This is a genomic window from Modestobacter sp. VKM Ac-2983, from assembly GCF_026967885.1.
Classification (GTDB): domain Bacteria; phylum Actinomycetota; class Actinomycetes; order Mycobacteriales; family Geodermatophilaceae; genus Modestobacter.
In genome coordinates this window covers 19,877-43,107 of sequence record NZ_JAPVBK010000003.1, presented here as the reverse complement: position 1 = coordinate 43,107, position 23,231 = coordinate 19,877, and the positions used below count along the sequence as shown (strand labels likewise).

Here is a 23,231-nt window from a genome sequence, read left to right as displayed (position 1 = left end):
AGGTCGCCAGATCATGACCGAACAGAGCCCGACCCCGCCGCGGCTGGCGGTCCACGGCATCGCCAAGCGGTTCGGCGCCGTCCACGCCATCGAGCACGCCGACATGGTCGTCCAGCCGGGCACCGTGCACGCCCTGGTCGGTGAGAACGGGGCCGGGAAGTCGACGCTGATCAAGATCCTCGCGGGGGCCGAACGTGCCGACGCCGGCACCATCGAGTTCGACGGGGACCAGGTGTCGATCACCTCGACCACCGACGCGATGGCCCTGGGGATCGCCACCGTCTACCAGGAACCCCAGCTGTTCGACGAGCTCACCGTCGCGGAGAACGTCTTCCTGGGCCGGGAGATCACCCGGGGCGGGCGGGTGGACTGGGCGGCGCAGAACGCCCGGGTCACCGAGCTGCTGGAGCTGATCGGCCTGCCCGCCGGGCACGCGACCACCGCCGTCGGCACGCACTCCATCGCCCAGAAGCAGCAGGTCTACATCGCCAAGGCGCTGGCCGGCGAGGCCCGGGTGCTGATCCTGGACGAGCCCTCGGCGATCCTGACCGATCGCGAGGTCGACGTGCTGTTCGGGGTGATCCGCCGGCTCACCGAGGCCGGCGTCGCGATCATCTACATCTCCCACCGGCTGGACGAGCTGTTCCGGATCGCCGACGAGGTGACGGTGATGCGGGACGGCCGCACCATCGGGACGCACCCGATCGGCGACCTCTCGGTCCGGCAGATCGTGGAGATGATGGTGGGTGGGGCCATCGAGGACGAGCGCCCCGAACGCGACGCCGGCACCGGCGACCCCCGCCTGGAGCTGCGCGGCCTGGGGCTGACCGGCCGGTTCCACGACGTCGACCTGCAGGTGCGGGCCGGGGAGATCGTCGCCCTCTACGGGCTGGTCGGCTCCGGCGTCGCGGAGATCGGCGCCACGGTCTACGGCATGGACCGGGCCACCGACGGCGCGATCCTGGTCGACGGCACCGAGGTGCGCCCGCGCTCCCCGCGCGAGGCGAAGGACCTGGGCATCGCCCTGCTGCCGGCGAACCGCAAGGAGCAGGGGCTGTTCTCCTTCCAGCCCATCTCCTTCAACATCTCCGCCGGCCACCTGGGTCTGCTGTCCCGGTTCGGGGTGTGGCTGGACCGCCGCCGGGAGACCGACGTCGCCCGGTCGATGATCGACCGGCTCGCGGTGAAGACGCCCAGCGAGCGGACGCCGGTCGCGGCGCTCTCCGGCGGCAACGCCCAGAAGGTCGTGCTGGCCCGTCAGCTGGTCGACAAGCCCCAGGTGCTGGTGCTCGCCGAGCCGACCCAGGGGGTGGACGTCGGCGCCAAGGAGGAGATCCACCGGCTGATCACCCAGCTCGCCGACGACGGCGTGGCCGTCCTGATCGTCACCTCCGACCTGCTGGAGGCGATCCGGATCGCCGACCGCATCCAGGTGGTCCGCGCCGGCACCACCACGGTGGAGTTCGGCCCCAACGCCGACCAGGTCGACGTGCTCACCGCCGCCGCAGGCGACGAGTCCGGGCCCGCCGCCGAGGCCCGGCCCGACCAGAGCGGAGTACCCGCATGAGCAACTCGACGCTCACCCCGTCCGGAGGAGCCGGGAGCACCGCCGTCTCCGGCGGCGGCGGACCCGGCCGGGGGCGCAACCGGGTGCTACCGCCGCCGGTCACCAGCCAGGAGACGGTCCTGATCGCCGTCATCGCGCTGCTCTGGCTGGTGCTGAGCCTGGCGACACCGGCCTTCTTCACCGCCGGTTCGATCGTCCCGCTGCTGGTGGCCACCACCCCGATCGCGCTCATCGGCATCGGCATGACGATCGTGATCATCACCGGCGGGATCGACGTCTCGGTCGGCAGCATCGTCATGGTCGCCTCGGTGATCACCGCCCAGACCATGGTGGACACCGGTCTGCCGCTGGTGCTGGCGGTCCCGCTGTCCATCGCGGTCGGCGGCGTGCTCGGCCTGGTCAACGGCGTGCTGATCGCCTACGGCCGGGTGCACGCGATCATCATCACCTTCGGCACGCTGAACCTGTTCCGCTTCGTCGGGCTGCAGATCTTCGGCTCCTCGACCGTCGAGGGCATCCCCCGCACGCTCAACTTCTTCGGCCGCGGGGACGCCGGCCGCACCCTCGGCATCCCGCACGCCTTCCTGATCACCATCGTGATCGCCGCGCTGGCGTGGTGGTACCTGCGGCACACCGCGGGTGGCCGGCACTTCTACGCCGTCGGCGGCGACGCGAACGCCGCCCGGCTGGCCGGCGTCGCGGTCCGCGCCCGGGTGCTGTCGGCCTACGTGGTCACCGGCCTGCTCGCCGGCCTCGCGGCCTGCTTCGTGCTCGCACAGGGCACCTCCAGCCTGGCCGCGAACGTCGGGTCCGGCCTGGAGCTGGCGGTGATCGCCGCAGTGGTGATCGGCGGGACCTCGATCACCGGCGGCCGCGGCTCCGTGCTGGGCACCGTGCTCGGCGCGCTGCTCGTCCAGACCGTGGCCACCGGGGTCACCCAGCTCGGCTGGCCCACGCAGCTGTCCTCGCTGTTCGTCGGGCTGTTCATCATCGTCGCCGTCGGAGCCGACCTGCTCCGGCAGCGCACCAGGAGCGCCTCATGACCACCTCGACCACCCCTCCCCCGGCACCGGCACCGGAGAAGCAGCAGCCCGGCGCAGCCACCGACCGGCCGGAGAGCCTGCCCGCCCGGTTGCTGCGGATCCTGCTGACCCAGCGCATCGCGCTGCTCGTCGTCCTGCTCGCCGCCGTGCTGATCACGATGATGACGCTGAGCGGCAACAACTACCTCAGCGCGCCATACGACAGCTCCTACCTGGCGGCGACGCTGATCAACGCCGTGCCGCTGGTGCTGCTCGGGCTGGCCGAGCTGCTGGTGATCACCTCCGGCCGGGGCGGCATCGACCTGTCGGTCGGCGCCATCGTCTCCCTGACCGGGATGGTCTTCGGCTTCGCCTACGGCCAGTGGGGCTGGTCGCTGTTCCCGGCGCTGGTGCTCGCCGTGGCGTTCGGCGCACTGTGCGGCGCGCTCAACGGCGTCCTCGTCGCCTACCTGGGCTTCCCGGCGCTGATCACCACCCTGGCCACCTACTACGCGTTCAGCTCGTTGGCCCTGGTGATCAACGACCAGCAGCCGATCAACGCCCGGCCCATCCAGGAGCTCTACTCCACCGCCCGGGCGGTGGAGGTCCCGTTCCTGCCCGACGCCGTGCCGGCGGTCCCACTCGGGGTGTTCACGTACCTGATCCCGGCGGTGGTCGTGATCTGGCTGGTGATGGCCCGCACCACCTACGGCCGCCGGCTCTACGCGATCGGCACCAACGACGTGGCGGCCGAGTGGACCGGGATCGACGTCCGCCGCACCCGCTTCCTGGCCTACGTCGGGGCCGGCGCGCTGTCCGGGCTGGTGGCCGTCTACACCGTGGCCCAGTTCGCCTCGGCCCGGCCGGACGCCGGCGTGGCCGGCAACGGCATGGCCCTGCCGGCCATCACCATCGCCGTCCTCGGCGGGGTCGCGATCACCGGCGGCATCGGCCGGGTCGCCGGGGTGGTGCTGGCCACGCTGCTGATCGTGTGGCTCAACGCCGGGATCCTGCTCGCCGTCCCGGGCAACGCCGGTACCCAGTTCCAGCTGTTCGCCCTGGGCTTCGTGCTCGTCTTCGCCGCCCTGCTCAACGGGTTCGCCAACCGGCGCTACGGCGGGACCTCCTAGCGGACCCGCCGACGGAACGTCACCTGACAGTGCCCCGGACCGGGGCGCGGAGAGAGGACCCCATGACCGTGACCCACGGCGTGCACGCCCTGGTCTGGACCGGCAGCTGGACGCGCGAGGAGGCGCGCCGGGCCATCGCCGCCACCGCGGAGGCCGGCTACGACCTGATCGAGATCGCCCCGATCGACCCCACCGGGTTCGACGCGGACATGACCGCCGAGCTGCTGCAGGAGCACGGGCTGCAGGTGAGCGCCTCGCTGGGGCTGAGCGCGGACACCGACGTGTCCAGCGAGGACCCGGAGGTGGTGGCCCGGGGCCGGGAGCGGCTGGCCGCCGCGCTGGGCGTCCTCCGCGACAGCGGCGGCACCACCCTCTGCGGGGTGCTCTACTCCAAGCTGGGCAAGTACGACGCCCCGGCGACCGAACGCGGCCGCGCCAACTCCCAGGAGGCGATCGCCTGGCTGGCGGACAAGGCAGCGGAGTCCGGGATCACCCTCGCCCTGGAGTTCTGCAACCGGTACGAGACCAACGTCATCAACACCACCCAGGAGACGCTCGACTTCATCGCCGTGGTCGACCGGCCCAACGTGATGGCGCACCTGGACACGTACCACATGAACATCGAGGAGCACTCGTTCGCCGATGCCGTGCGGGCGGCTTCGGCGGCCGGGCGGCTGGGCTACGTCCACATCGGGGAGTCCCACCGGGGCGCCCTGGGCACCGGGTCCATCCCGTGGACGGAGTTCTTCGGCGCGCTCGACGAGGTGGGCTACGAGGGGATCGCCACCTTCGAGTCCTTCTCCTCCGAGGTCGTGCACCGGACGCTCTCCAACGACCTGGCGATCTGGCGCAACCTGTGGACGGACAACCACGCCCTGGCCCGGGACGCACTGGCGTTCACCAAGGCCGGGCTGGCCAGGGCGGCGGCGCGGCGGGGCGCACCGGGCTGAGGCAGGTGCACGGATCAGCGGGTCTGCCGGACCCGGTCCTCCGCGGCCTGCCACGCGGCCTCCTGGCACGGGGTGGGGTCGTGCCGGACGACCTGCTGGGTGGCCCGCAGCAGCGTCCGGAGCTCGGCGAGCCCCCCGCTGAGGGCGCCCCCGGCGCGGGCCTGGACCAGAACGTTGCCCAGCGCCGCCGCCTCGACCGGGCCGGCCAGCACCGGCAGCCCGCAGGCGTCGGCGGTGAGCTGGCAGAGCAGTGTGTTCCGAGCGCCGCCGCCGACCAGGTGGACGACGTCCACCTGGCGACCGGAGAGCTCGGCCGCCTGGCGCACCGTGCGCCGGTAGGCCAGCGCCAGGCTGTCCAGGATGCAGCGGACGGTGGCCGCCTGGCTCTGCGGCGGCGTCTGCCCGGTCTCCCGGCAGACCTCCGCGATCCGGGCGGGCATGTCGCCGGGGGGCAGGAAACGGTCGTCGTCGCAGTCGACGACCGCGCCGAACGCCGGCTCCCGGGCCGCGGCGTGCAGCAGTTCGGTGAGGTCGGCCGGCAGCCCGGCCGACTGCCAGCTGCGCAGCGACTCCTGGAGCAACCACAGCCCCATCACGTTGCGCAGGTAACGGACCGTTCCGTCCACCCCGAGCTCGTTGGTGAACCCGGCCGCCCGGCTGGCGTCGGTGAGCACCGGGGCGTCGAGCTCGACGCCGACCAGCGACCAGGTGCCGCACGAGACGTAGGCGAACCGGTCGGACGCCGCCGGGACGCCGACCACCGCCGACGCGGTGTCGTGCGAGCCGACCGCCGTCACCGGGACCGGCCCGGTCAGCCCGGTCTCGGCGAGCACCTCGCCGGTGAGTTCGCCGAGCCGGTCCCCGGGCTGCCGCAACGGCGGGAACAGCTCGTGCGGTAGGCGGAGCCGGTCGATGAGGTCGGTCGACCACTGCCGGGTCGTGGCGTCCAGCAGCCCGGTGGTGGACGCGTTGGTGAGCTCGGCCCCGACGGCCCCGGTGAGCCAGTACGCCAGCAGATCGGGGACCAGCAGCGCCCGCCGGGCCAGCCCGAACCCGGCCAGCGGCCGCATCGCCGCGAGCTGGAAGACCGTGTTGAACGGCAGGTGCTGCAGGCCGTTGACCCGGTAGAGCTCGGCCGGCGACACCAGCTCGTGCACCCCGGGGACGGCGGTGGCGTGCCGGGCGTCCCGGTAGTGCACCGGGTTGCCCAGCAGCGCCCCGTCGGCGTCGAGCAGCCCGACGTCGACCGCCCAGCTGTCGATGCCCACGCCGTCCAGCGGCCCGACGTCCCGGCCGGCGGCCCGCAGGCCGTCGAGCACCCCGGCGTAGAGCGCCAGGACGTCCCAGTGCAACGTGCCGGCGACCCGGACCGGCCGGTTGGCGAACCGGTTGACCTCGTGCAGCTCCAACCGCCCGGGGCCGACCCGCGCCGTCATCACCCGGCCACTGGAGGCCCCCAGGTCGACAGCGGCGAGCGTCAGCTCCCTGGGGGCCAAAGTCGCGATATTGGCCCCCACGTCAGCGGAGGAAGGCGGCGGCGACCCCGGAGTCGACCGGGACGTGCAGTCCGGTCGTCCGGGTGAGCTCGCCACCGGTCAGCGCGAAGACGGCGTCGGCGACGTGGTCGGGCAGCACCTCGCGCTTGAGCAGGGTGCGCTGGGCGTAGTACTTGCCCAGCTCCTCCTCCGGGACGCCGTAGACCGCGGCCCGCTTGGCGCCCCAGCCGCCGGCGAAGATCCCCGACCCGCGGACGACGCCGTCGGGGTTGATCCCGTTGACCCGGATCTGGTGCTCGCCGAGCTCGGCTGCCAGCAGCCGCACCTGGTGGGCCTGGTCGGCCTTGGTCGAGGAGTAGGCGATGTTGCTCGGGCCGGCGAAGACCGCGTTCTTGCTGGAGATGTAGACGACGTCGCCGCCCATGCCCTGCTCGATCATGATCCGGGCCGCCTCGCGGGAGACCAGGAACGAGCCCTTCGCCATCACGTCGTGCTGCAGGTCCCAGTCCTGCTCGGTGGTCTCCAGCAGCGGCTTGGAGATCGACAGCCCGGCGTTGTTGACCACCAGGTCGACCCCACCGAAGGCGAGCACGGCCGCGCGGAACGCCGCGGCCACCGCCTCGGCGTCGCTGACGTCGGCCGCCACGCCCACCGCGACGTCGGCCGAGCCGATCTCCGCAGCGGCGTCGGAGGCCTTCGCCAGGTCCAGGTCGGCGACGACGACGCACGCGCCCTCGGCGGCCAGCCGCTGGGCGATCGCCTTGCCGATCCCGCTCGCCGCGCCGGTGACCAGCGCGACCCGGGTGGCCAGCGGCTTGGGCCTCGGCATCCGGGCGAGCTTGGCCTCCTCCAGCGCCCAGTACTCGATCCGGAACTTCTCGCTCTCGTCGATCGGCGCGTACGTGGAGACCGACTCGGCGCCGCGCATCACGTTGATCGCGTTGACGTAGAACTCACCGGCGACCCGGGCGGTCTGCTTGTTCGCCCCGAAGCTGAACATGCCGACGCCGGGCACCAGCACGATCGCCGGGTCCGCGCCGCGCATCGGCGGGGAGTCCGGGCTCGCGTGCCGGGAGTAGTAGGCCGCGTAGTCGGCGCGGTAGGCCTCGTGCAGCTCCTTGAGCCGGGTCACGACGTCCTCCACCGGGGCGGACGCCGGCAGGTCGACCACCAGCGGGCGCACCTTGGTGCGCAGGAAGTGGTCGGGGCAGGAGGTGCCCAGCGCGGCCAGCCGCGGGTGTTCGGCGGAGGCGAGGAAGTCCAGCACGACGTCGGAGTCGGTGAGGTGCCCGACCTGCGGCTTGTCGGTGCTCGCCAGGCCGCGGACCACCGGGAAGAGGGCAGCCGCCTTGGCCCGGCGCTCGACCTCCGGCAGCGCCTCGTACCCGGGCAGCGGCGCACCGAAGGGCTGCGGCCGGCCGCGCTCGGCGAGGAACCGCTCCGCCGTCCGGATGATCTCCAGCGAGTTGGCCTCGCACTGCTCACTGGTGTCCGCCCAGGCGGTGATGCCGTGCCCGCCCAGGACGGCGCCGATGGCCTGGGGGTTCTTCTCGGCGATCTCGGCGATGTCCAGGCCGAGCTGGAAGCCGGGACGGCGCCACGGCACCCAGACCACGCGGTCGCCGAAGCACTCAGCCGTCAGCGCCTCGCCGTCGGCTGCGGTGGCCAGCGCGATGCCGGAGTCCGGGTGCAGGTGGTCGACGTGCGCGGCCCGGACCAGGCCGTGCATCGCGGTGTCGATGGACGGCGCGGCGCCGCCCCGGCCGTGCAGGCAGTAGTCGAACGCGGCGACCATCTCGTCCTCGCGGTCGACGCCGGGGTAGACGTCGACCAGCGAGCGCAGCCGGTCCAGCCGGAGCACCGCCAGGCCGGGCTCGGTGAGGGTGCCGAGGTCGCCGCCGGAGCCCTTCACCCAGAGCAGCTCGACCGGTTGCCCGGTGACCGGGTCGGTGTCGGTGCCGGCGGCGGAGGTGTTGCCGCCGGCGTAATTGGTGTTCCGCGGGTCCGCGCCGAGGCGGTTGCTGCGGGCGAGCAGGTCACTGACCACGGGGTTCGTCATCTCGTCGTCCTCCAGTTCTTCAGGCGCCCCAGGAGGCCTGCTGGCCTCCGACGCGCTCGGTGGCGATCTGCTCCTGGTGCCCGGAGGCGGCGTAGGCCCGGTAGGGGTCGGCGGGCAGGCCCTTCGACTCGCGCAGCTGCGCGAGCAGCGGGCGGACGTCGGTGTTGTAGGCGTCCATCAGCGCACCGTTCGCGCCGAGCACGTCACCGGACTGCTGGGCCGCCCGCAGCGCCTCGCGGTCGACCAGCAGCGCCTTGGCGGTGGCCTCCTGGACGTTCATCACCGAGCGGATCTGGCCGGGGATCTTCGGCTCGATGTTGTGGCACTGGTCGAGCATGAAGTTGACGCCGGAGTCGGGGAGGAGCGCGTCGGCCCGGACGATCTCGTTCATGATCCGGAACAGCTGGAACGGGTCGGCCGCGCCCACGATCAGGTCGTCGTCGCCGTAGAAGCGGGAGTTGAAGTCGAAGGCGCCGAGCCGGCCGATGCGCAGCAGCTGGGCGACGATGAACTCGATGTTGGTGTTCGGCGCGTGGTGGCCGGTGTCCAGCACGACCTTCGCCTGCTCGCCGAGGGCCAGGCAGTGCAGCAGCGAGGTGCCCCAGTCGGGGATGTCCATCGTGTAGAAGTACGGCTCGTAGAACTTGTACTCCAGGATCAGCCGGTGCTCGGGGTCCAGCTCGGCGTAGATCTGCTGCAGCGACTCGGCCAGCCGGTCCTGCCGGTCGCGGATGTCGTCCTGGCCCGGGTAGTTGGTGCCGTCGGGCAGCCAGATCTTCAGGTCGGTGGAGCCGGTGGCCCGCATGACGTCGATGCACTGCACGTGGTGGGCCACGGCCTTGGCCCGCACCGCGGGGTCGGCGTGGGTGAGCGACCCGAGCTTGTACTCGTCGGCCTGGAACAGGTTCGAGTTGATCGCGCCGATCGAGACGCCCTCGTCGGTGGCGTGCTGGGCGAGCTTGCCGAAGTCGTCGACCAGGTCCCACGGGACGTGCAGCGAGACCCGGGGGGCGGCCCCGGTGTACCGGTTGACGACGGCGGCGTCGCTGATCTTCTCGAACGGGTCGCGCGGGACGCCGGGGGTGCTGAACACCTTGAACCGGGTACCGGCGTTGCCGAACGCCCACGAGGGCAGCTCGATGGTCTGGGTGGCCAGGGCGGCCAGCGCCTGGGCGCGCAGGTCGGTCACGGGGTCTCTCCGTTCGTGGTGGTGTGCTCCCCGGCGGCCCGCAGCTGGGCGTCGAGGTCGAAGACGAGGTCGAGCGTGGCCTTGCCGCGGCCGTCCCCGGTCTCGAAGAAGGGGGCCATCTCGGCCTCCCAGCGGGCGCTGACCTCCGCGGCGTCGACGGCGGCCTGGGCGGCGTCGAGGTCGTCGGTGACGACGGTGCCGACGAGCAGCCCGTCCGCGCGCAGGAAGAGCTGGTAGTCGCGCCAGCCGGCGTCGCGGAGCGCGCGGAGCATCTCCGGCCAGACGGCGGCGTGCCGCTCGCGGTACTCGTCGAGCCGGTCGGGCCGGACCTGGAGGGTGAAGCAGACGCGGGGCACGAGCCCTCCTCGCTGAAACGATTCACAAGGTGCTGTGGGCCACAGTAAGATGCTGCGTGCGAGCGGTCAACGGGCCGACCGGGAACCGAGGGGGCAGCGCTGACCGCCAGCATCCGGGACGTCGCCGTCCACGCCGGCGTCTCGGTCGGCACGGTCAGCAACGTCCTCAACCGGCCCGACACGGTCAGCCCCAGGACCCGGGAACGCGTGCTGAGCGCGATCACCGCACTGGGCTTCGTGCGCAACGAGTCGGCCCGCCACCTCCGGGCCGGCCGCAGCCGCACCATCGGGCTGGTCGTGCTGGACATCGCCAACCCGTTCTTCACCGACGTCGCCCGCGGGGTCGAGGAGGTCGCCAACGCGCAGGGGCTGTCGGTGATCCTCTGCAACTCCGACGGCCGGCCGGCCAAGGAGGCCGCCCACCTGGACGTGCTCACCGAGCAACGGGTGCGGGGCGTCGTCCTCACCCCGACCGCGGAGCTCTCCCCGCAGATCGAGACGCTCCGGCAGCGCGGCGTCCCGGTCGTGCTGCTCGACCGCCGCGCCCCCGGCCCCGACCAGTGCGCCGTGGCCGTCGACGACGTCCTCGGCGGCCGACTGGCCGCCGATCACCTGCTCGAGCGCGGGCACCGCCGGATCGCCTTCATCGGCAGCCCCGGGGGGCTGCCCCAGCTCCAGGAGCGGTACCAGGGGGTCGTCGCCGCCGTCCGCGAGGGCACCGGGTCCGACGCCGCGCTCGCTGTGATCACCCCCGAGACGCTCACCGTCGCAGGTGGCCGCGAGGCCGCGTCCCGCATCATCGGGCTGCCGGCCGGGCAGCGCCCGACCGCCGCCGTCTGCGCGAACGACCTGCTGGCGATGGGGGTGCTCCAGGAGATGGTGCGCCACCAGGTCCGCGTGCCCGACGACTTCGCCATCGTCGGCTACGACGACATCGACTACGCCGCAGCCGCCGCCGTTCCGCTGACCTCGGTCCGCAAGCCCCGCCAGGAACTGGGCCGCCGCGCAGCGGAGCTGTTGCTGGACGAGGCTGCGGCCGAGAGCCACCAGCACGACCAACCCGTCTTCGAGCCGATGCTCGTCGTCCGCGAGTCCAGCATGGTCCGGCGACTCCGCCCGACCGTCGCGAGCTGAGAGGAGGAGCCGCCCGTGAAGGTCGCGCTCTTCGCCACCTGCCTGGTGGACACCCTGACCCCCTCGGTGGCCCGGGCCACCGCCACGCTGCTGCAACGACTGGGGCACGAGGTCGTCGTCCCGCCGGGGCAGTCCTGCTGCGGGCAGATGCACGTCAACACCGGCTACCGCCGGGAGGCGGTGCCGATCGTCGCCAACCACGTGCGGGCCTTCGCCGGCGCGGAGGCGATCGTGGCCCCGTCGGGGTCCTGCGTGGCCTCCATCCACCACCAGCAGGCCGCGGTCGCCCGCCGGGCCGGCGAGCACCGGCTGGCCGACGAGGCGGAGGAGCTGGCCGGGCGCACCTACGAGCTGTCCCAGTTCCTGGTCGACGTGCTGGGGGTGACCGACGTCGGTGCCTACTACCCGCACCGGGTCACCTACCACCCGACCTGTCACTCGCTGCGGCTGCTGCAGGTGGGCGACCGGCCCTACCAGCTGCTGCGGGCGGTGCGCGGGCTGGAGCTGGTCGAGCTGCCCGACGCCGAGCAGTGTTGCGGCTTCGGCGGCACGTTCGCGGTGAAGAACGCCGACACCTCGACCGCGATGCTCACCGACAAGATGGCCAACGTCCTCGGTACGCACGCCGAGGTCTGCACCGCCGGGGACGCGTCCTGCCTGATGCACATCGGCGGCGGCCTCTCCCGGCTCCAGGCCGGCACCCGCACGGTGCACCTGGCCGAGATCCTCGCCTCGACGGAGGAAACCGTGACCCCCGACCAGCACACCGCCCCGGCGGTGTCCGCATGACCGCCACCGTCCCCCCGAAGGCGCCGACGTTCCTCGGCCTGCCCACCGCCCCTCGCGGCGTGGGCCACCTGCGCGGCGACCAGTCCTTCCCGGACGCCGCCCGGGGCGCGCTGCGCGACGGTCAGCTGCGGGCCAACCTCGGCCACGCCACCAGCACGATCCGCGGCAAGCGGGCCAAGGTGGTCGACGAGCTGCCCGACTGGGCGCAGCTGCGCGAGGCCGGCCGGGCGCTGAAGGCCGCCACGATGGCCCGGCTCGACGACCACCTGGAGGAGCTCGAGCGCCAGGTGACCGCCCGCGGCGGCGTCGTCCACTGGGCCCGGGACGCGAACGAGGCCAACGAGATCGTCACCCGGCTGGTGCAGGCCACCGGCACCTCCGAGGTGGTCAAGGTCAAGTCGATGGCCACCCAGGAGATCGGCCTGAACGAGGCGCTGGAGGCGGCCGGGCTCGACGTCTTCGAGACCGACCTGGCCGAGCTGATCGTGCAGCTGGGGGAGGACAAGCCGTCGCACATCCTGGTGCCGGCGATCCACAAGAACCGGGCCGAGATCCGGGAGATCTTCGCCCGCACCATCCCCGGCGTCGACCCCGACCTCACCGACGACCCCCGCCAGCTGGCGATGGCCGCCCGCACCCACCTGCGCGAACGGTTCCTGCGTGCCCGGGTGGCGGTGAGCGGCGCGAACTTCGCCGTCGCCGAGACCGGCACGCTCACCGTGGTCGAGAGCGAGGGCAACGGGCGGATGTGCCTGACCCTGCCGGAGACTCTGATCACCGTCATGGGCATCGAGAAGGTGGTGCCGACGTGGCGCGACCTCGAGGTCTTCCTGCAGCTGCTGCCGCGCTCCTCCACCGGCGAGCGGATGAACCCCTACACCTCGACCTGGGCCGGCGTGGCCCCCGGCGACGGGCCGCAGGAGTTCCACCTGGTGCTGCTGGACAACGGCCGCACCGCGGTGCTCGCCGACGAGGTGGGCCGCGAGGCGCTGCACTGCATCCGCTGCTCGGCCTGCCTGAACGTCTGCCCCGTCTACGAGCGGGCCGGCGGGCACTCCTACGGCTCGGTGTACCCGGGGCCGATCGGTGCGGTGCTCTCGCCGATGCTGACCGGGGTGGAGGACAACGCCTCCCTGCCGTTCGCCTCCTCGCTCTGCGGCGCCTGCTACGACGTCTGCCCGGTGGCGATCGACATCCCGTCGATCCTGGTGCACCTGCGCGCCGAGCACGTCGAGGCCCAGGAGCGGCCGACGGCGGAGGCGGTCGCCTTCCGTGGCCTGGCGAAGGTCATGTCCCACCCGCGGCTGTGGCACCTGGCCCAGCGGGCGTCCCGGCTCGGCCGGCTGATCGCCCGCGGGAAGCCCACGCTGCCCAACGCGCTGCCGCCGCCGATCTCCGGCTGGACGCGCAGCCGCGACCTGCCCACCCCGCCGCGGGAGACCTTCGTGGAGTCGTGGGTGCGGGAGCACGGGTCGTGACCGGGCAGGGCGCCACGTGCCGACGTTCCACGTGCAACACGACAGGAGGACGACGGTGAGCGCACGCGAGGAGGTGCTGTCCCGGGTGCGCCAGGCCCTGGGGGCGGACCGGACGCCCCCTGAGGAGGTGGTCCGCGACTACCGGCTCACCGACGGCCGCCCGGCGGGCGACCCGGCGCTGCTGGAGCTGCTGGTCGACCGGGTGGAGGACTACCGGGCCACGGTGCTGCGCTGCGCCCCGGCCGAGGTCGGCGCCACCGTGCGGGCCGCCCTGGACCAGGGACTCGGCAGCGGGTGGTCGGCCGGCGACGTCGTCGTCGCCCCCGGGCTGGCCGAGGACTGGTGGCCGGCCGGCTGCGACGTCGACGACGACCGCCCCGCGGTGCAGCTCGCCGACCGGGCCGCCTCGGTCACCGCGGTGGCCGTGGCGATCGCCGAGACCGGCACCCTGGTGCTCGACGGCTCACCGGCCTGCGGACGGCGGGCGCTGTCGCTGCTGCCGGACTGCCTGGTCTGCGTGGTGACCGCCGGCCAGGTCGTGGGTAGCGTGCCCGAGGGGCTGGCCCGCCTCGACCCGCTGCGGCCGCTCACGATGGTCAGCGGCCCCTCGGCGACCAGCGACATCGAGCTGCAGCGGGTCGAGGGCGTGCACGGCCCGCGCACGCTCCTGGTGGTGCTGGCGGGCTGACGGCGTCAGCCGTTGCGGGTGGGGGGCTCCCCCTCCGCGCGGGCGGCCTGCGCCTGCGCCGGGTCGTAGGCGCAGGCGTCACCGACCTCGGCGGCCGGGTCCGGCTCTGCCGGCGGGGCACCGGTCGCGCCGGCCGACGACGTGGGGGACGGCGCAGCCCCGTCGTCGGTCGCGTCCTCCTCGGCCGGTGTGCTCTCGGCCGGGGTGGATGAGGTGTCCGCGGACGGGGTGCCCGGCGGCCCGTCCAGCGCCTGCTGCACCAGAGCGCGGATCTGGTCGTAGTCCGGGTAGGCCGGGTCGATCACCGTGTCGTCGAACACGATGCTGCGGATCTCGGCGTCCTTCACCTCGAACGCCAGGTCGACGAGGTCGTCCAGCCGGGACTGCGGGACGTCGGTGGACACGATGTCCTGGGTCGTGGCGGCCAGCTGCTGGAACCGGCTGAGCAGCGTCATCGGGTCGGCCGCCTCGACGATCTCGCCGATCACGCAGCGCTGGCGGTCCATCCGCTGGTAGTCGGAGAGACCGAACCGGCCGCGGGCGAAGTCGAGGGCACGGGCGCCGTCCATGTGCTGCTCCGGTCCCGGCTCGATGTAGTCGTCCGGCAGGATCCCGAGCGAGGGCTCGCCACCGACCGGCACGTAGTAGTTGACGTTCACGTCGATGCCACCGAGCGCGTCGACCAGCCGGCTGAAGCCGTCCAGGTTGACCAGCACGAAGTAGTCGATCTCCAGGCCGAGGGCCTCACCGACGCCGAGCTTGAGCATGTCCGCACCCGGGTCGTCGGTCTCCCCGAGGATGCCCGGGTACCACGCCGGCCCGTTCCGGTAGACGGCGTTGAGCAGGCTCTCGCTCTCACTGCCGACGTCGAACCCGTCGGGCCACACCTCGGCCAACGGGCTGTCCTCCGGGAAGGGCAGCTCCTGCAGGTTGCGGGGCAGGCTGAACAGCGTGGTGGCCCCGGTGTCGGTCTGCACGTTGGCGACGATCACGGTGTCGGTGCGCACGCCCTCGCGGCCCTCGCCGCCGTCCCCGCCCAGCAGCAGGAAGTTGACCTCCTCCCGGTCACCGAACGGGTCGGGGTCGTCGGTGGGGTCGGTGACCGTGGCGCTGTCCCGGTCGGCGAACACGTTGTCGAGCAGCTGGGCCTGGGCGTCGGCGATCCGCACGGCCCACACGGCGGGCACGACCACCCCCGCGCACAGGGTCAGGACGACGACCGCGCCGACCACCTGCTGCCATGCGCGGGTGCGGCGTGGCAACAGCAGGGCGTAACCGACCAGCACGACGAGCAGCCAGGCCACCGCGAGGGCGACGATGCCGCCGATCACCCACCGCAGGGCCGCGGAGTCGACGGCCACCGCGATCACGTCGCGCAGGCCCGTGGTGGCCAGGTAGGCCACCCCACCGAGCAGCACCATGAAGACGACGACGACGAGAGCACCGAGCCGGCGCCGCCCGGTGGCCAGGAAGGCAGAGCCGGGCACCAGGGCACCGACCACGGTGAGCAGCAGGGCCGGGCCGAAACCCCGGACGGTGTGTGGACCTCTCCGCCTGCCGCGCCGCCCGCCCTGCTGGGTCGCTGAGTCGTCGCTCACGCGGCTGCCCCGTGCATCGCGGATCCGGTCATCCGGCCATGATCGCACCGTTTCGGCCTCGGATCACGGGCCCGGCGGACGGCTCCACCCCCGGAAGAGCGGGTCGTGTCGCCGGTCACACCCCGATGTCTGGCCTGGCTCCCCCCGGGTACGGAAGGGTCAGACGCAGCCGCGGTCGGCCGCCGCCCGTCGGCACGGTCGGCGTAGATCACGACACCGTAGGTACGGACCGAGGAGGTCGATCGTGTCCCACACGTCGCGCGAGGCAGCACTGCTCAGCGAGCTCGAGCCGGTGGTGGAGGAGAACCTGAACCGCCACATCGGACTGGCGCAGGAATGGCACCCGCACGACTACGTCCCCTGGTCGCAGGGGCGGGACTTCGCCTTCCTCGGCGGCGAGGACTGGTCGCCGGAGCAGTCCCGGCTGGACGAGACCGCCAAGGCGGCGATGTTCACCAACCTGCTCACCGAGGACAACCTCCCCAGCTACCACCGGGAGATCGCCACCCGGTTCGGCCGCGACGGCGCCTGGGGCACGTGGGTCGGCCGCTGGACGGCGGAGGAGAACCGGCACGGCGTCGCGCTCCGCGACTACCTCGTCGTCACCCGCGGGGTCGACCCCGTCGAGCTCGAGCGGGCCCGGATGGACTACATGACCTCCGGCTACGACTCCGGGGACAAGACCCCGCTCGAGGCGGTCGCCTACGTCTCGTTCCAGGAGCTCGCCACCCGGGTGAGCCACCGCAACACCGGCAAGGCCACCGGCGACCCGATCGCCGACCAGCTCCTCGCCCGGATCGCCAAGGACGAGAACCTGCACATGGTCTTCTACCGGAACATCGTCTCCGCGGCGTTCGAGATCGAGCCCGACAAGACCATGCGGGCGGTCGCCGACGAGGTGATGCGCTTCGAGATGCCCGGCGCCACCATGGCCGGCTTCCGCAAGAACTCCGTGCTCATCGCCAAGGCCGGCATCTACGACCTGCGGCTGCACCACGACGAGGTCATCCAGCCCGTGCTGCGCGCGTGGAAGGTGTTCGAGCGCACCAACCTCGGCCCCGAGGGCGAGCAGGCCCGCGAGGAGCTCGCCCAGTTCCTGGTCGGCCTGGATGCCCAGGCCACCAAGTTCGTGGAGAGCCGGGACCGGATGCGCGCCCGCGTGCAGGCCCGCCAGGACACCCCGCTCACCCCGCTCCCGCAAGCCTGAGGAGGGTCGCGGCCTAGGCTCGGTACCCGTGCGCCTGGCCACCTGGAACGTCAACTCCATCCGCAGCCGAGTCGACCGGGTGGAGGCCTTCCTGCAGCGCAGTGACGTCGACGTCCTGGCGCTGCAGGAGACCAAGTGCAAGGACGAGCAGTTCCCGGAGGAGCGGTTCCGGGCGCTGGGCTACGACGTCGCGCACGTCGGCCACTCGCAGTGGAACGGTGTCGCGCTGCTCTCCCGGGTCGGGCTCAGCGACGTCCAGGTCGGCTTCCCCGGCATGCCCTCATGGTCGTCCAAGGAGGGCATCGAGCCCGCCCAGGAGGCCCGGGCGCTCGGCGCCGTCTGCGGCGGGGTCCGGGCGTGGAGCCTGTACGTGCCCAACGGCCGCACGCTGACCGACCCGCACCTGCAGTACAAGCTCGAGTGGCTGGAGGCGCTGCGGGTGCACGCCGGCGGGTGGCTCACCGAGGACGCCGAGGCGCAGGTCGCGCTGGTCGGCGACTGGAACATCGCCCCGCAGGACGACGACGTCTGGGACATCTCGCTGTTCAGCCACTCCACGCACGTCTCCGAGCCGGAGCGGTCGGCGTTCCAGGGCGTGGTCGAGGCCGGCTTCACCGACGTCGTCCGGCCGTACACGCCCGGGCCCGGGGTCTACACCTACTGGGACTACACGCAGCTGCGCTTCCCCCGCCGCGAGGGCATGCGCATCGACTTCGTGCTCGGCTCGCCGGCGCTGGCCCAGCGGGTCACCGGCGCCCGGATCGACCGCGAGGAGCGCAAGGGCAAGGGCGCCAGCGACCACGCCCCGGTCGTCGTCGACCTGGCCGACTGACCCAGCACACTCGCGGTCCGGCGCCCGTGCCGGCGTCGGCGAAGGCAGCAGGCGGCAGGCGGCAGGCGGCAGGCGGCAGGCGGCAGGGCCGATGGTCCAGCGGGCCTGCCGAGACGGTTCCGCGGAACCGTCCGGCGCGACTGAGCGGCGGTTCCTGTCAGCGGTCTCCACTACGTTCGAACACATGATCGATGCACTGGTCCCTCCCCTGCCGCTGCCCGTCGTCGCCCCTTCCGTCACCGAGCCGATCGAGCCCCTCGACTCACTGGGTGACCGGATCTGCGCGGGTGCGGTGCAGCTGGCGGCGGCCACGGCGTCCTGGTTGCGATTGGTCGCCGAGTTCGACGAGCGGGAGGGCTGGGGAGGCGTCGGCATCACCTCGTGTGCGCACTGGCTGGCCTGGAAGTGCTCGCTGACGCCGGGGACGGCCCGGCAGCACGTCCGGGTGGCGCGGGCACTGCGTGGGCTGCCCCTCACCAGCGCCGCCTTCTCCGCCGGTGAGCTCTCCTACTCGAAGGTGCGCGCGCTGACCAGGGTCGCCGAACCCGGCACCGAGGCAGAGCTCGTCGAGTTCGCCCGGCACGCCACCGCCTCCCAGGTGGAGCGCACCGTGCGGGCCTGGCGCCGGGCCGACGACGTCGACGCGGGCCGGGTCGCCGACCGGCGACGGTTCTCCTGGTGGGTCGAGGACGACGGGATGGTCTCGGTGCAGGTGCGGATGGAAGCCGAGCAGGGCGCCGAGTTCCTCGCCGCGATCGAGTCACTCGCCGAACGGGACGCCCGCCGGGAACGGGCCGCCCGTCGCCGCGCCCAGGCCGCCCTGGTCGGCGGTCCCGAACCGGCTGGGGACGACGAGGCGGCCCCCACCGGCGTCCCCGCCGTGGCAGGACGTGCCGCCGGAGATGCCTCGGCCGAGGACGAACGGGAGCCGCTGGCGGTGACCACCGCGCGCCGCTGCCGGGCGATGACACAGCTGGCCGCGGCGGCGGCCGACGCCGACCGCCGCGCCGGGGACCCGCCCCGTCGTGAGGTGGTCGTCGTCGTGGACGCCTCGGTGCTCGCCGACGACGAGGCCGCCGGGCGGGCCGCGCTGGAAGGCGGTCCGGCCCTCACGCCTGCGCAGGCGCGTCGGCTGGCCTGCGACGCGGCCGTCACCGCGATCGTCACCGACGGCCCCGAGGTGCTGGCCCAGGGCCGGTCGCGGCGATACGCCACCCGCGCCCAGCGCCGCGCACTGCTGCTGCGCGACGGCGGCTGTGCGCGACCGGGCTGCGAGGAGACGCGGCCGGAACGCCTGCATGCTCACCACCTGCGGCACTGGCTGCACGGCGGCCGCACCGACGTCTCGAACCTCGTCCTGCTCTGCGACGTCGACCACGGGCTGGTCCACGACCACGACCTGGTGCTCAGCCGGCGCGGCGGCCGGCTGGTCGCCGTGGCCCCGGACGGCGGGCGGCCGTGGTCCGACACCGGGGAGCGGTTCCGCGGGACCGCCACCCATGGGCTGGCGTCACTGCTCCCGCCCCTGCACCTGCTGCCCGCGGCCCTCCCCTCCGACGGCGAGCGGATGGACCTCCAGCACGTCGTCTGGGCACTCATGGCACATCGCGACCTCGTCCGGCGACGCGCCGCCTGAGCGCAAGGACGGCCGTCCGGGGGCCGTTGCACCAGGCGATGCCCACCGCGCGCACCGCCCCCGCCAGCTCCCCGCCGACACCGACCTCACCGTCGAGTGCATCACCCACCTGTTCACGCCGGGCAGCAAGGCCACACTGACCGACTGGTACCCGCGCACGAAGCTGGAGATGGACGAGGACGCCCGGACCACCAAGTGCGGGAAGTACGGGGCGGTCACGCACGTCCAACCGCGGGACACCATGACCGAGCTGCGGAGCTGGTTCACCGACGCGATCGCCGATCGGCTGTCCGGCGCCCGGTTGCTCTACCGGACCTGAGTCAGCGGGGGCGGTGCTGGACCAGGCCGACCGGCACCGGGCCGGGCCAGACCGCCTCGAGCGCCTCGGCGGTCTCCTCGCGGAGCTCGGTGGCGGCGCCGAACGTGCACACCCGGACCGGGCCGCCGTCGGGCCCGGCCTCCAGGACGTCGGCGACGACGACCGTGATGTTGTCGGTGGGCGGCCCGGCCAGCGCGGCGTCCCGGAGGCGCGCGGCGGCCTCGGCGGGCGTGCCCTCCGCGGCCAGCAGGTCGCACAGCACCGCCGGCGGGACGACGTCGGACAGCCCGTCGGAGCAGACCATCACCCGGTCACCGGCGCGCGCGTCCAGCCGCAGCACGTCGACCGCGGCGACGTCGTCGTCCGCGCCGTGCAGGGCGGCGTAGACCGCTGACCGCTGCGGGTGCACCTTCGCCTCGGCCGGCGTGAGCGAGCCGGCGTCGATCAGCGCCTGGACCAGGGTGTGGTCGGTGCTGACCTGCTGCAGCTCGCCGTCCTGGAGCAGGTAGCCGCGGGAGTCGCCGATGTGCAGCAGGGCCAGCCCCTCGGCGTCGACGTGCAGCACGGTCATCGTGGTCGCCATCGTCCGCAGCCGCGGGCGCTCGGTGTAGGCGGCCCGGATCCGTTCGTTCGCGCTGGCCACGATCCGCACCGGGTCGTCCGCGCCCTCGCCGGTGCTGCCGGTGGCCAGCGGGGCCAGCCAGTTGACCACCAGTGAGGAGGCGACCGCGCCGCCGACGTTGCCGCCCACCCCGTCGGCGATGGCGATCAGCTGGGGACCGGCGACCGCGGAGTCCTGGTTGTCCGGGCGGGGGCCACGGGTGGAGACGGCAGCGCTGTCGAGCACGAGCACCTGCCGTCACCTCCTGTCCTCACCGACCGACCGGCCTGCACCGCGAACGCAGCGGTCGCCGAACGGTAGATCACGCGACCCGGGGGCGCCCACGAACACGGCGGGCGCGGTCACCTACCGTTCGTCCTCGTGCTCGTCCTGCTGCCGCCGTCGGAGACCAAGCACCCCGGCGGGGACGGCGCCCCGCTGGACCTGAGTGCCCTGGGCACCCCGGAGCTGAACCCCCTGCGCGAACAACTGGTGACCGCGGTGGTGTCGCTCGCCGGCGACGTCCCGGCCGCCCGGGCGGCGCTCGGCCTCTCCCCCGCCCAGGACGGCGAGATCGCCCGCAACGCCGCGCTGCGCACCAGTCCGACGATGCCGGCGATCGAGCGCTACACCGGCGTCCTCTACGACGCCCTGGACGTCAGGTCCCTCACCCGGGCGCAACGCCGCCGGGCCGCCGGGCGGCTGGCGGTGGGGTCGGCGCTCTTCGGGCTGCTGCGCGCCGACGACCCCGTCCCCGCCTACCGGCTCTCCGCGGGGAGCTCGCTGCCCGGGCTGCCGACGCTGCGGTCGCTGTGGAAGCCGGTGCTCACCGACGTGCTGACCGGCGTCGACGACCTGGTGGTCGACCTGCGCTCCGGGGCCTACGCCGAGCTGGCCCCCGTCCCGGGCGCGGTCACCGTGCAGGTGCTCAGCGAGCGCCCCGACGGCACCCGGGCGGTGGTCAGCCACTTCAACAAGGCGCACAAGGGCCGGCTGGCGCGGCTGCTGGCCAGCACCACGGCCGAGCCGGATTCCGTCGTCCGGCTGCGCGCCCTGCTGCGCCGGGCGGGGTTGCACGTGGAACACGACGGCCGCACCGAGCTGACCCTCGTCGTCCCGGCAGCAGCGGTGACTCGCTGACCGAGGTTCCTCAGCGCTGAGAGACCCAGTACGGTCGCCGGGGTGAGCGACCTCGACGAGCTGTGCACCCGTCCGGCGACCGAACTGGTCGCGCTGGTCCGCGACCGGGAGATCTCCGCCCGGGAGCTGATGGACGCCCACCTCGACCGGATCGAGCGGCTGAACCCGGAGCTCAACGCGATCGTCACGCTGGACGCCGAGGGCGCCCGGGCCGCGGCCGACGCCGCCGACGCCCGGCTCGCCGCCGGTGAGCCGGTCGGCCCGCTGCACGGTCTGCCGGTCGCGCACAAGGACACCCACGCCACCGGGGGAATGCGCACCACCTGGGGCTCACCGCTGCACGCCGAGACGGTGCCGGCGCGCGACGAACTGGTCGTCGCCCGGCTGAAGGCGGCCGGCGCGATCCGGGTCGGCAAGACGAACGTGCCCGAGTTCGCGGCCGGCTCGCACACCTTCAACACCCTGTTCGGCGCCACCCACAACCCCTACCGGCACGGGCTGTCCGCCGGCGGTTCCTCCGGTGGCGCGGCCGCGGCGCTGGCCGCGGGGCTGGTGCCGATCGCCGAGGGCAGCGACATGGGCGGCTCGCTGCGCAACCCGGCGGCGTTCTGCAACGTCGTCGGCCTGCGGCCCACGCCCGGCCGGGTGCCCAGCCACCCGACGGCGATCGGCTGGTCACAGCTGTCGGTGCAGGGGCCGATGGGCCGCACCGTCGGCGACGTCGCGCTGGGGCTGTCCGCGCTGGCCGGCCCGGACGCGCGGGTGCCGATCTCGCTGACCGACCCCGGCGCGCCGTTCGCCGCACCGCTGCCGACCGAGCTGACCGGCCTGCGCGTCGCCTGGGCCCCCGACCTGGGCGGCCAGGTGCCGGTCGACCCGGCGATCACCGCGGTGCTCATGGACCAGCTCGGGGTGTTCCGCGACCTCGGCGCCACCGTCGAGGAGGACTGTCCGGACCTGGCCGGCGCCGACGAGGCATTCGGCGTGCTGCGGGCCTGGCTGTTCGAGGCGAGCTTCGGCGCCCTCGTGCGGGAGCACCCGGACCAGGTGAAGGAGACGATCCGCTGGAACGCCGCCCGGGGTGCAGCGCTGACCGGCGCCGACGTCGGCCGCGCGGAGGTCGCGCACACGGCCCTCTTCGAGCGGGTCGTCGCGTTCTTCGAGCGCTTCGACGTGCTGCTCGCCCCGACCACCCAGGTGCTGCCGTTCCCGGTCGAGCAGGAGTACCCGACCGAGGTCGCCGGCGTCCCGCAGGAGGACTACCTGGGCTGGATGCGCTCCTGCACGCTGATCTCGGCCACCGGGTGCCCCGCCCTGTCGGTGCCCGGCGGCTTCACCCCGGACGGGCTGCCGGTGGGTCTACAGGTCATCGGCGCACCCCGGGCCGACCGGCGGGTGCTGGAGGTCGGGCACGCATTCGAGCAGGCCACCGGCTTCGGCCGGCGCCGTCCGGAGCTCTGACCCGCGCGGGTCGAGCCGGGCGGCCTGACGTTGAGCCGTGCCACGGCGCGGCTCGACGTCCGCTGGAGCGGCTCACCCTCGAGCGAGACGCTGCCGGAGGTCAGTCCTGGTTCGACGGGGCCACGCGGTAGGCACCGTCGGCGCCGGCGACCCCGGCCGGGCGGTGGGCCCGGGCGACCATGACCTTCTCGTGCCGGCGGGCGAAGACCACCGTGCCGACGAGGAACAGCCCGGAGATCACCAGGACGAGAGCGGTGAAGGCGTTGGTGAACGGGAGCTCCGCCCCGGCGAGCACCAGCGCCCCGACGGCGACCAGGGCGACGGCGGCGAGGACGGCGCCGACGGCCCGCCACGGGCTGCGGCCGACCTCCTCGACGCCCGCCACGGCCTTGTCCTGGGCGTAGTCCAGCGGCTTCTTCGCCCAGGTGAACCGGGTGGCCAGCACCGCGAGCCCGGCAGCGACGAGCACGAACCCGGGGCCGGGCAGCACCAGCAGCGCGATGCCGGCGAGGGTCAGCAGTCCGCCGAGGGCGGCGATCACGACGGTCTTCACGGGTCGGTTGTGCCCCATCGATCCGC

At 73.5% G+C, this 23,231-nt stretch carries 21 protein-coding genes; 14 read left to right on the top strand and 7 right to left on the bottom strand.

The features are described from left to right. Positions 1 to 13 precede the first annotated feature (13 nt). The 4 genes from O2W18_RS12005 (at position 14) to O2W18_RS11990 (ending at position 4,669) form a co-directional block, all read left to right on the top strand. Entirely contained in the window at positions 14 to 1,567 is a 1,554-nt protein-coding gene (locus O2W18_RS12005) for a sugar ABC transporter ATP-binding protein (RefSeq protein WP_269187757.1), read from the top strand. Continuing rightward, entirely contained in the window at positions 1,564 to 2,610 is a 1,047-nt protein-coding gene (locus O2W18_RS12000) for an ABC transporter permease (protein ID WP_269187756.1), read from the top strand. The genes O2W18_RS12005 and O2W18_RS12000 overlap by 4 nt, the downstream gene beginning before the upstream one ends. Then, positions 2,607 to 3,719, top strand: coding sequence for an ABC transporter permease (locus O2W18_RS11995; protein WP_269187755.1), 1,113 nt, complete (start codon positions 2,607 to 2,609; stop codon positions 3,717 to 3,719). The genes O2W18_RS12000 and O2W18_RS11995 overlap by 4 nt, the downstream gene beginning before the upstream one ends. 62 nt (positions 3,720 to 3,781) lie before the next feature. Then, on the top strand, positions 3,782 to 4,669 hold the full coding sequence (locus tag O2W18_RS11990) for a sugar phosphate isomerase/epimerase family protein (protein WP_269187754.1): 888 nt from the start codon (positions 3,782 to 3,784) through the stop codon (positions 4,667 to 4,669). 14 nt (positions 4,670 to 4,683) lie between these two features. Here O2W18_RS11990 and O2W18_RS11985 read toward each other — a convergent pair whose 3' ends face one another. Genes O2W18_RS11985 through O2W18_RS11970 form a run of 4 tightly spaced genes read right to left on the bottom strand, consistent with a single transcriptional unit; the run spans position 4,684 to position 9,769 of the window. After that, entirely contained in the window at positions 4,684 to 6,165 is a 1,482-nt protein-coding gene (locus O2W18_RS11985; protein WP_269187753.1) for a rhamnulokinase, read from the bottom strand. A 22-nt stretch (positions 6,166 to 6,187) separates the two neighbouring features. Further along, positions 6,188 to 8,224, bottom strand: coding sequence for a bifunctional aldolase/short-chain dehydrogenase (locus O2W18_RS11980; RefSeq protein WP_269187752.1), 2,037 nt, complete (start codon positions 8,222 to 8,224; stop codon positions 6,188 to 6,190). Positions 8,225 to 8,243: 19 nt separating this feature from the next. After that, on the bottom strand, positions 8,244 to 9,413 hold the full coding sequence (rhaI, locus tag O2W18_RS11975) for an L-rhamnose isomerase (protein WP_269187751.1): 1,170 nt from the start codon (positions 9,411 to 9,413) through the stop codon (positions 8,244 to 8,246). Further along, positions 9,410 to 9,769 (bottom strand): L-rhamnose mutarotase, encoded by a 360-nt coding sequence (locus O2W18_RS11970; RefSeq protein ID WP_269187750.1) that lies wholly within the window; start codon positions 9,767 to 9,769, stop codon positions 9,410 to 9,412. Before O2W18_RS11970 ends, rhaI begins: the two co-directional genes overlap by 4 nt. A 99-nt stretch (positions 9,770 to 9,868) precedes the next feature. On the opposite strand from O2W18_RS11970, the gene O2W18_RS11965 reads away from it, so the two are divergent. Genes O2W18_RS11965 through O2W18_RS11950 form a run of 4 tightly spaced genes read left to right on the top strand, consistent with a single transcriptional unit; the run spans position 9,869 to position 13,858 of the window. Continuing rightward, positions 9,869 to 10,903 (top strand): LacI family DNA-binding transcriptional regulator, encoded by a 1,035-nt coding sequence (locus O2W18_RS11965; protein ID WP_269188650.1) that lies wholly within the window; start codon positions 9,869 to 9,871, stop codon positions 10,901 to 10,903. Positions 10,904 to 10,918: 15 nt separating this feature from the next. Further along, positions 10,919 to 11,692, top strand: a complete 774-nt coding sequence (locus O2W18_RS11960) for a (Fe-S)-binding protein (protein ID WP_269187749.1) — start codon at positions 10,919 to 10,921, stop codon at positions 11,690 to 11,692. Continuing rightward, on the top strand, positions 11,689 to 13,170 hold the full coding sequence (locus O2W18_RS11955) for a LutB/LldF family L-lactate oxidation iron-sulfur protein (RefSeq protein WP_269187748.1): 1,482 nt from the start codon (positions 11,689 to 11,691) through the stop codon (positions 13,168 to 13,170). The genes O2W18_RS11960 and O2W18_RS11955 overlap by 4 nt, the downstream gene beginning before the upstream one ends. A gap of 55 nt (positions 13,171 to 13,225) precedes the next feature. Further along, entirely contained in the window at positions 13,226 to 13,858 is a 633-nt protein-coding gene (locus tag O2W18_RS11950) for a LutC/YkgG family protein (RefSeq protein WP_269187747.1), read from the top strand. A gap of 5 nt (positions 13,859 to 13,863) precedes the next feature. Here O2W18_RS11950 and O2W18_RS11945 read toward each other — a convergent pair whose 3' ends face one another. Then, complete coding sequence (locus O2W18_RS11945) at positions 13,864 to 15,456, bottom strand: LCP family protein (RefSeq protein ID WP_269187746.1); 1,593 nt, start codon at positions 15,454 to 15,456, stop codon at positions 13,864 to 13,866. A 244-nt stretch (positions 15,457 to 15,700) separates the two neighbouring features. On the opposite strand from O2W18_RS11945, the gene O2W18_RS11940 reads away from it, so the two are divergent. The 4 genes from O2W18_RS11940 to O2W18_RS21630 all read left to right on the top strand — a co-directional run bounded on the left by O2W18_RS11940 (position 15,701) and on the right by O2W18_RS21630 (position 19,450). Continuing rightward, complete coding sequence (locus O2W18_RS11940; protein ID WP_269170020.1) at positions 15,701 to 16,663, top strand: acyl-ACP desaturase; 963 nt, start codon at positions 15,701 to 15,703, stop codon at positions 16,661 to 16,663. A 28-nt stretch (positions 16,664 to 16,691) separates the two neighbouring features. Beyond that, the gene (locus tag O2W18_RS11935) at positions 16,692 to 17,495 is read left to right on the top strand and encodes an exodeoxyribonuclease III (RefSeq protein ID WP_269187745.1); all 804 of its coding nucleotides are present in this window, start codon (positions 16,692 to 16,694) and stop codon (positions 17,493 to 17,495) included. A gap of 184 nt (positions 17,496 to 17,679) precedes the next feature. Continuing rightward, a complete protein-coding gene (locus O2W18_RS11930; protein ID WP_269187744.1) occupies positions 17,680 to 19,131 on the top strand; it encodes an HNH endonuclease signature motif containing protein in 1,452 nt (483 codons plus the stop codon). Further along, positions 19,100 to 19,450: a spore photoproduct lyase family protein gene (locus O2W18_RS21630; RefSeq protein ID WP_331254079.1), complete on the top strand. Its 351-nt coding sequence runs from the start codon at positions 19,100 to 19,102 to the stop codon at positions 19,448 to 19,450. Before O2W18_RS11930 ends, O2W18_RS21630 begins: the two co-directional genes overlap by 32 nt. A gap of 1 nt (position 19,451) precedes the next feature. Here O2W18_RS21630 and O2W18_RS11920 read toward each other — a convergent pair whose 3' ends face one another. Continuing rightward, complete coding sequence (locus tag O2W18_RS11920; protein WP_269187742.1) at positions 19,452 to 20,303, bottom strand: PP2C family protein-serine/threonine phosphatase; 852 nt, start codon at positions 20,301 to 20,303, stop codon at positions 19,452 to 19,454. A 129-nt stretch (positions 20,304 to 20,432) separates the two neighbouring features. On the opposite strand from O2W18_RS11920, the gene yaaA reads away from it, so the two are divergent. Together yaaA and O2W18_RS11910 are read left to right on the top strand one after the other, a co-directional pair. Further along, on the top strand, positions 20,433 to 21,191 hold the full coding sequence (gene yaaA / locus O2W18_RS11915; RefSeq protein WP_269187741.1) for a peroxide stress protein YaaA: 759 nt from the start codon (positions 20,433 to 20,435) through the stop codon (positions 21,189 to 21,191). A 42-nt stretch (positions 21,192 to 21,233) separates the two neighbouring features. After that, entirely contained in the window at positions 21,234 to 22,652 is a 1,419-nt protein-coding gene (locus O2W18_RS11910; RefSeq protein ID WP_269187740.1) for an amidase, read from the top strand. Positions 22,653 to 22,752: 100 nt separating this feature from the next. Here O2W18_RS11910 and O2W18_RS11905 read toward each other — a convergent pair whose 3' ends face one another. Next, positions 22,753 to 23,205, bottom strand: coding sequence for a PGPGW domain-containing protein (locus O2W18_RS11905; RefSeq protein ID WP_269187739.1), 453 nt, complete (start codon positions 23,203 to 23,205; stop codon positions 22,753 to 22,755). Positions 23,206 to 23,231 lie beyond the last annotated feature (26 nt).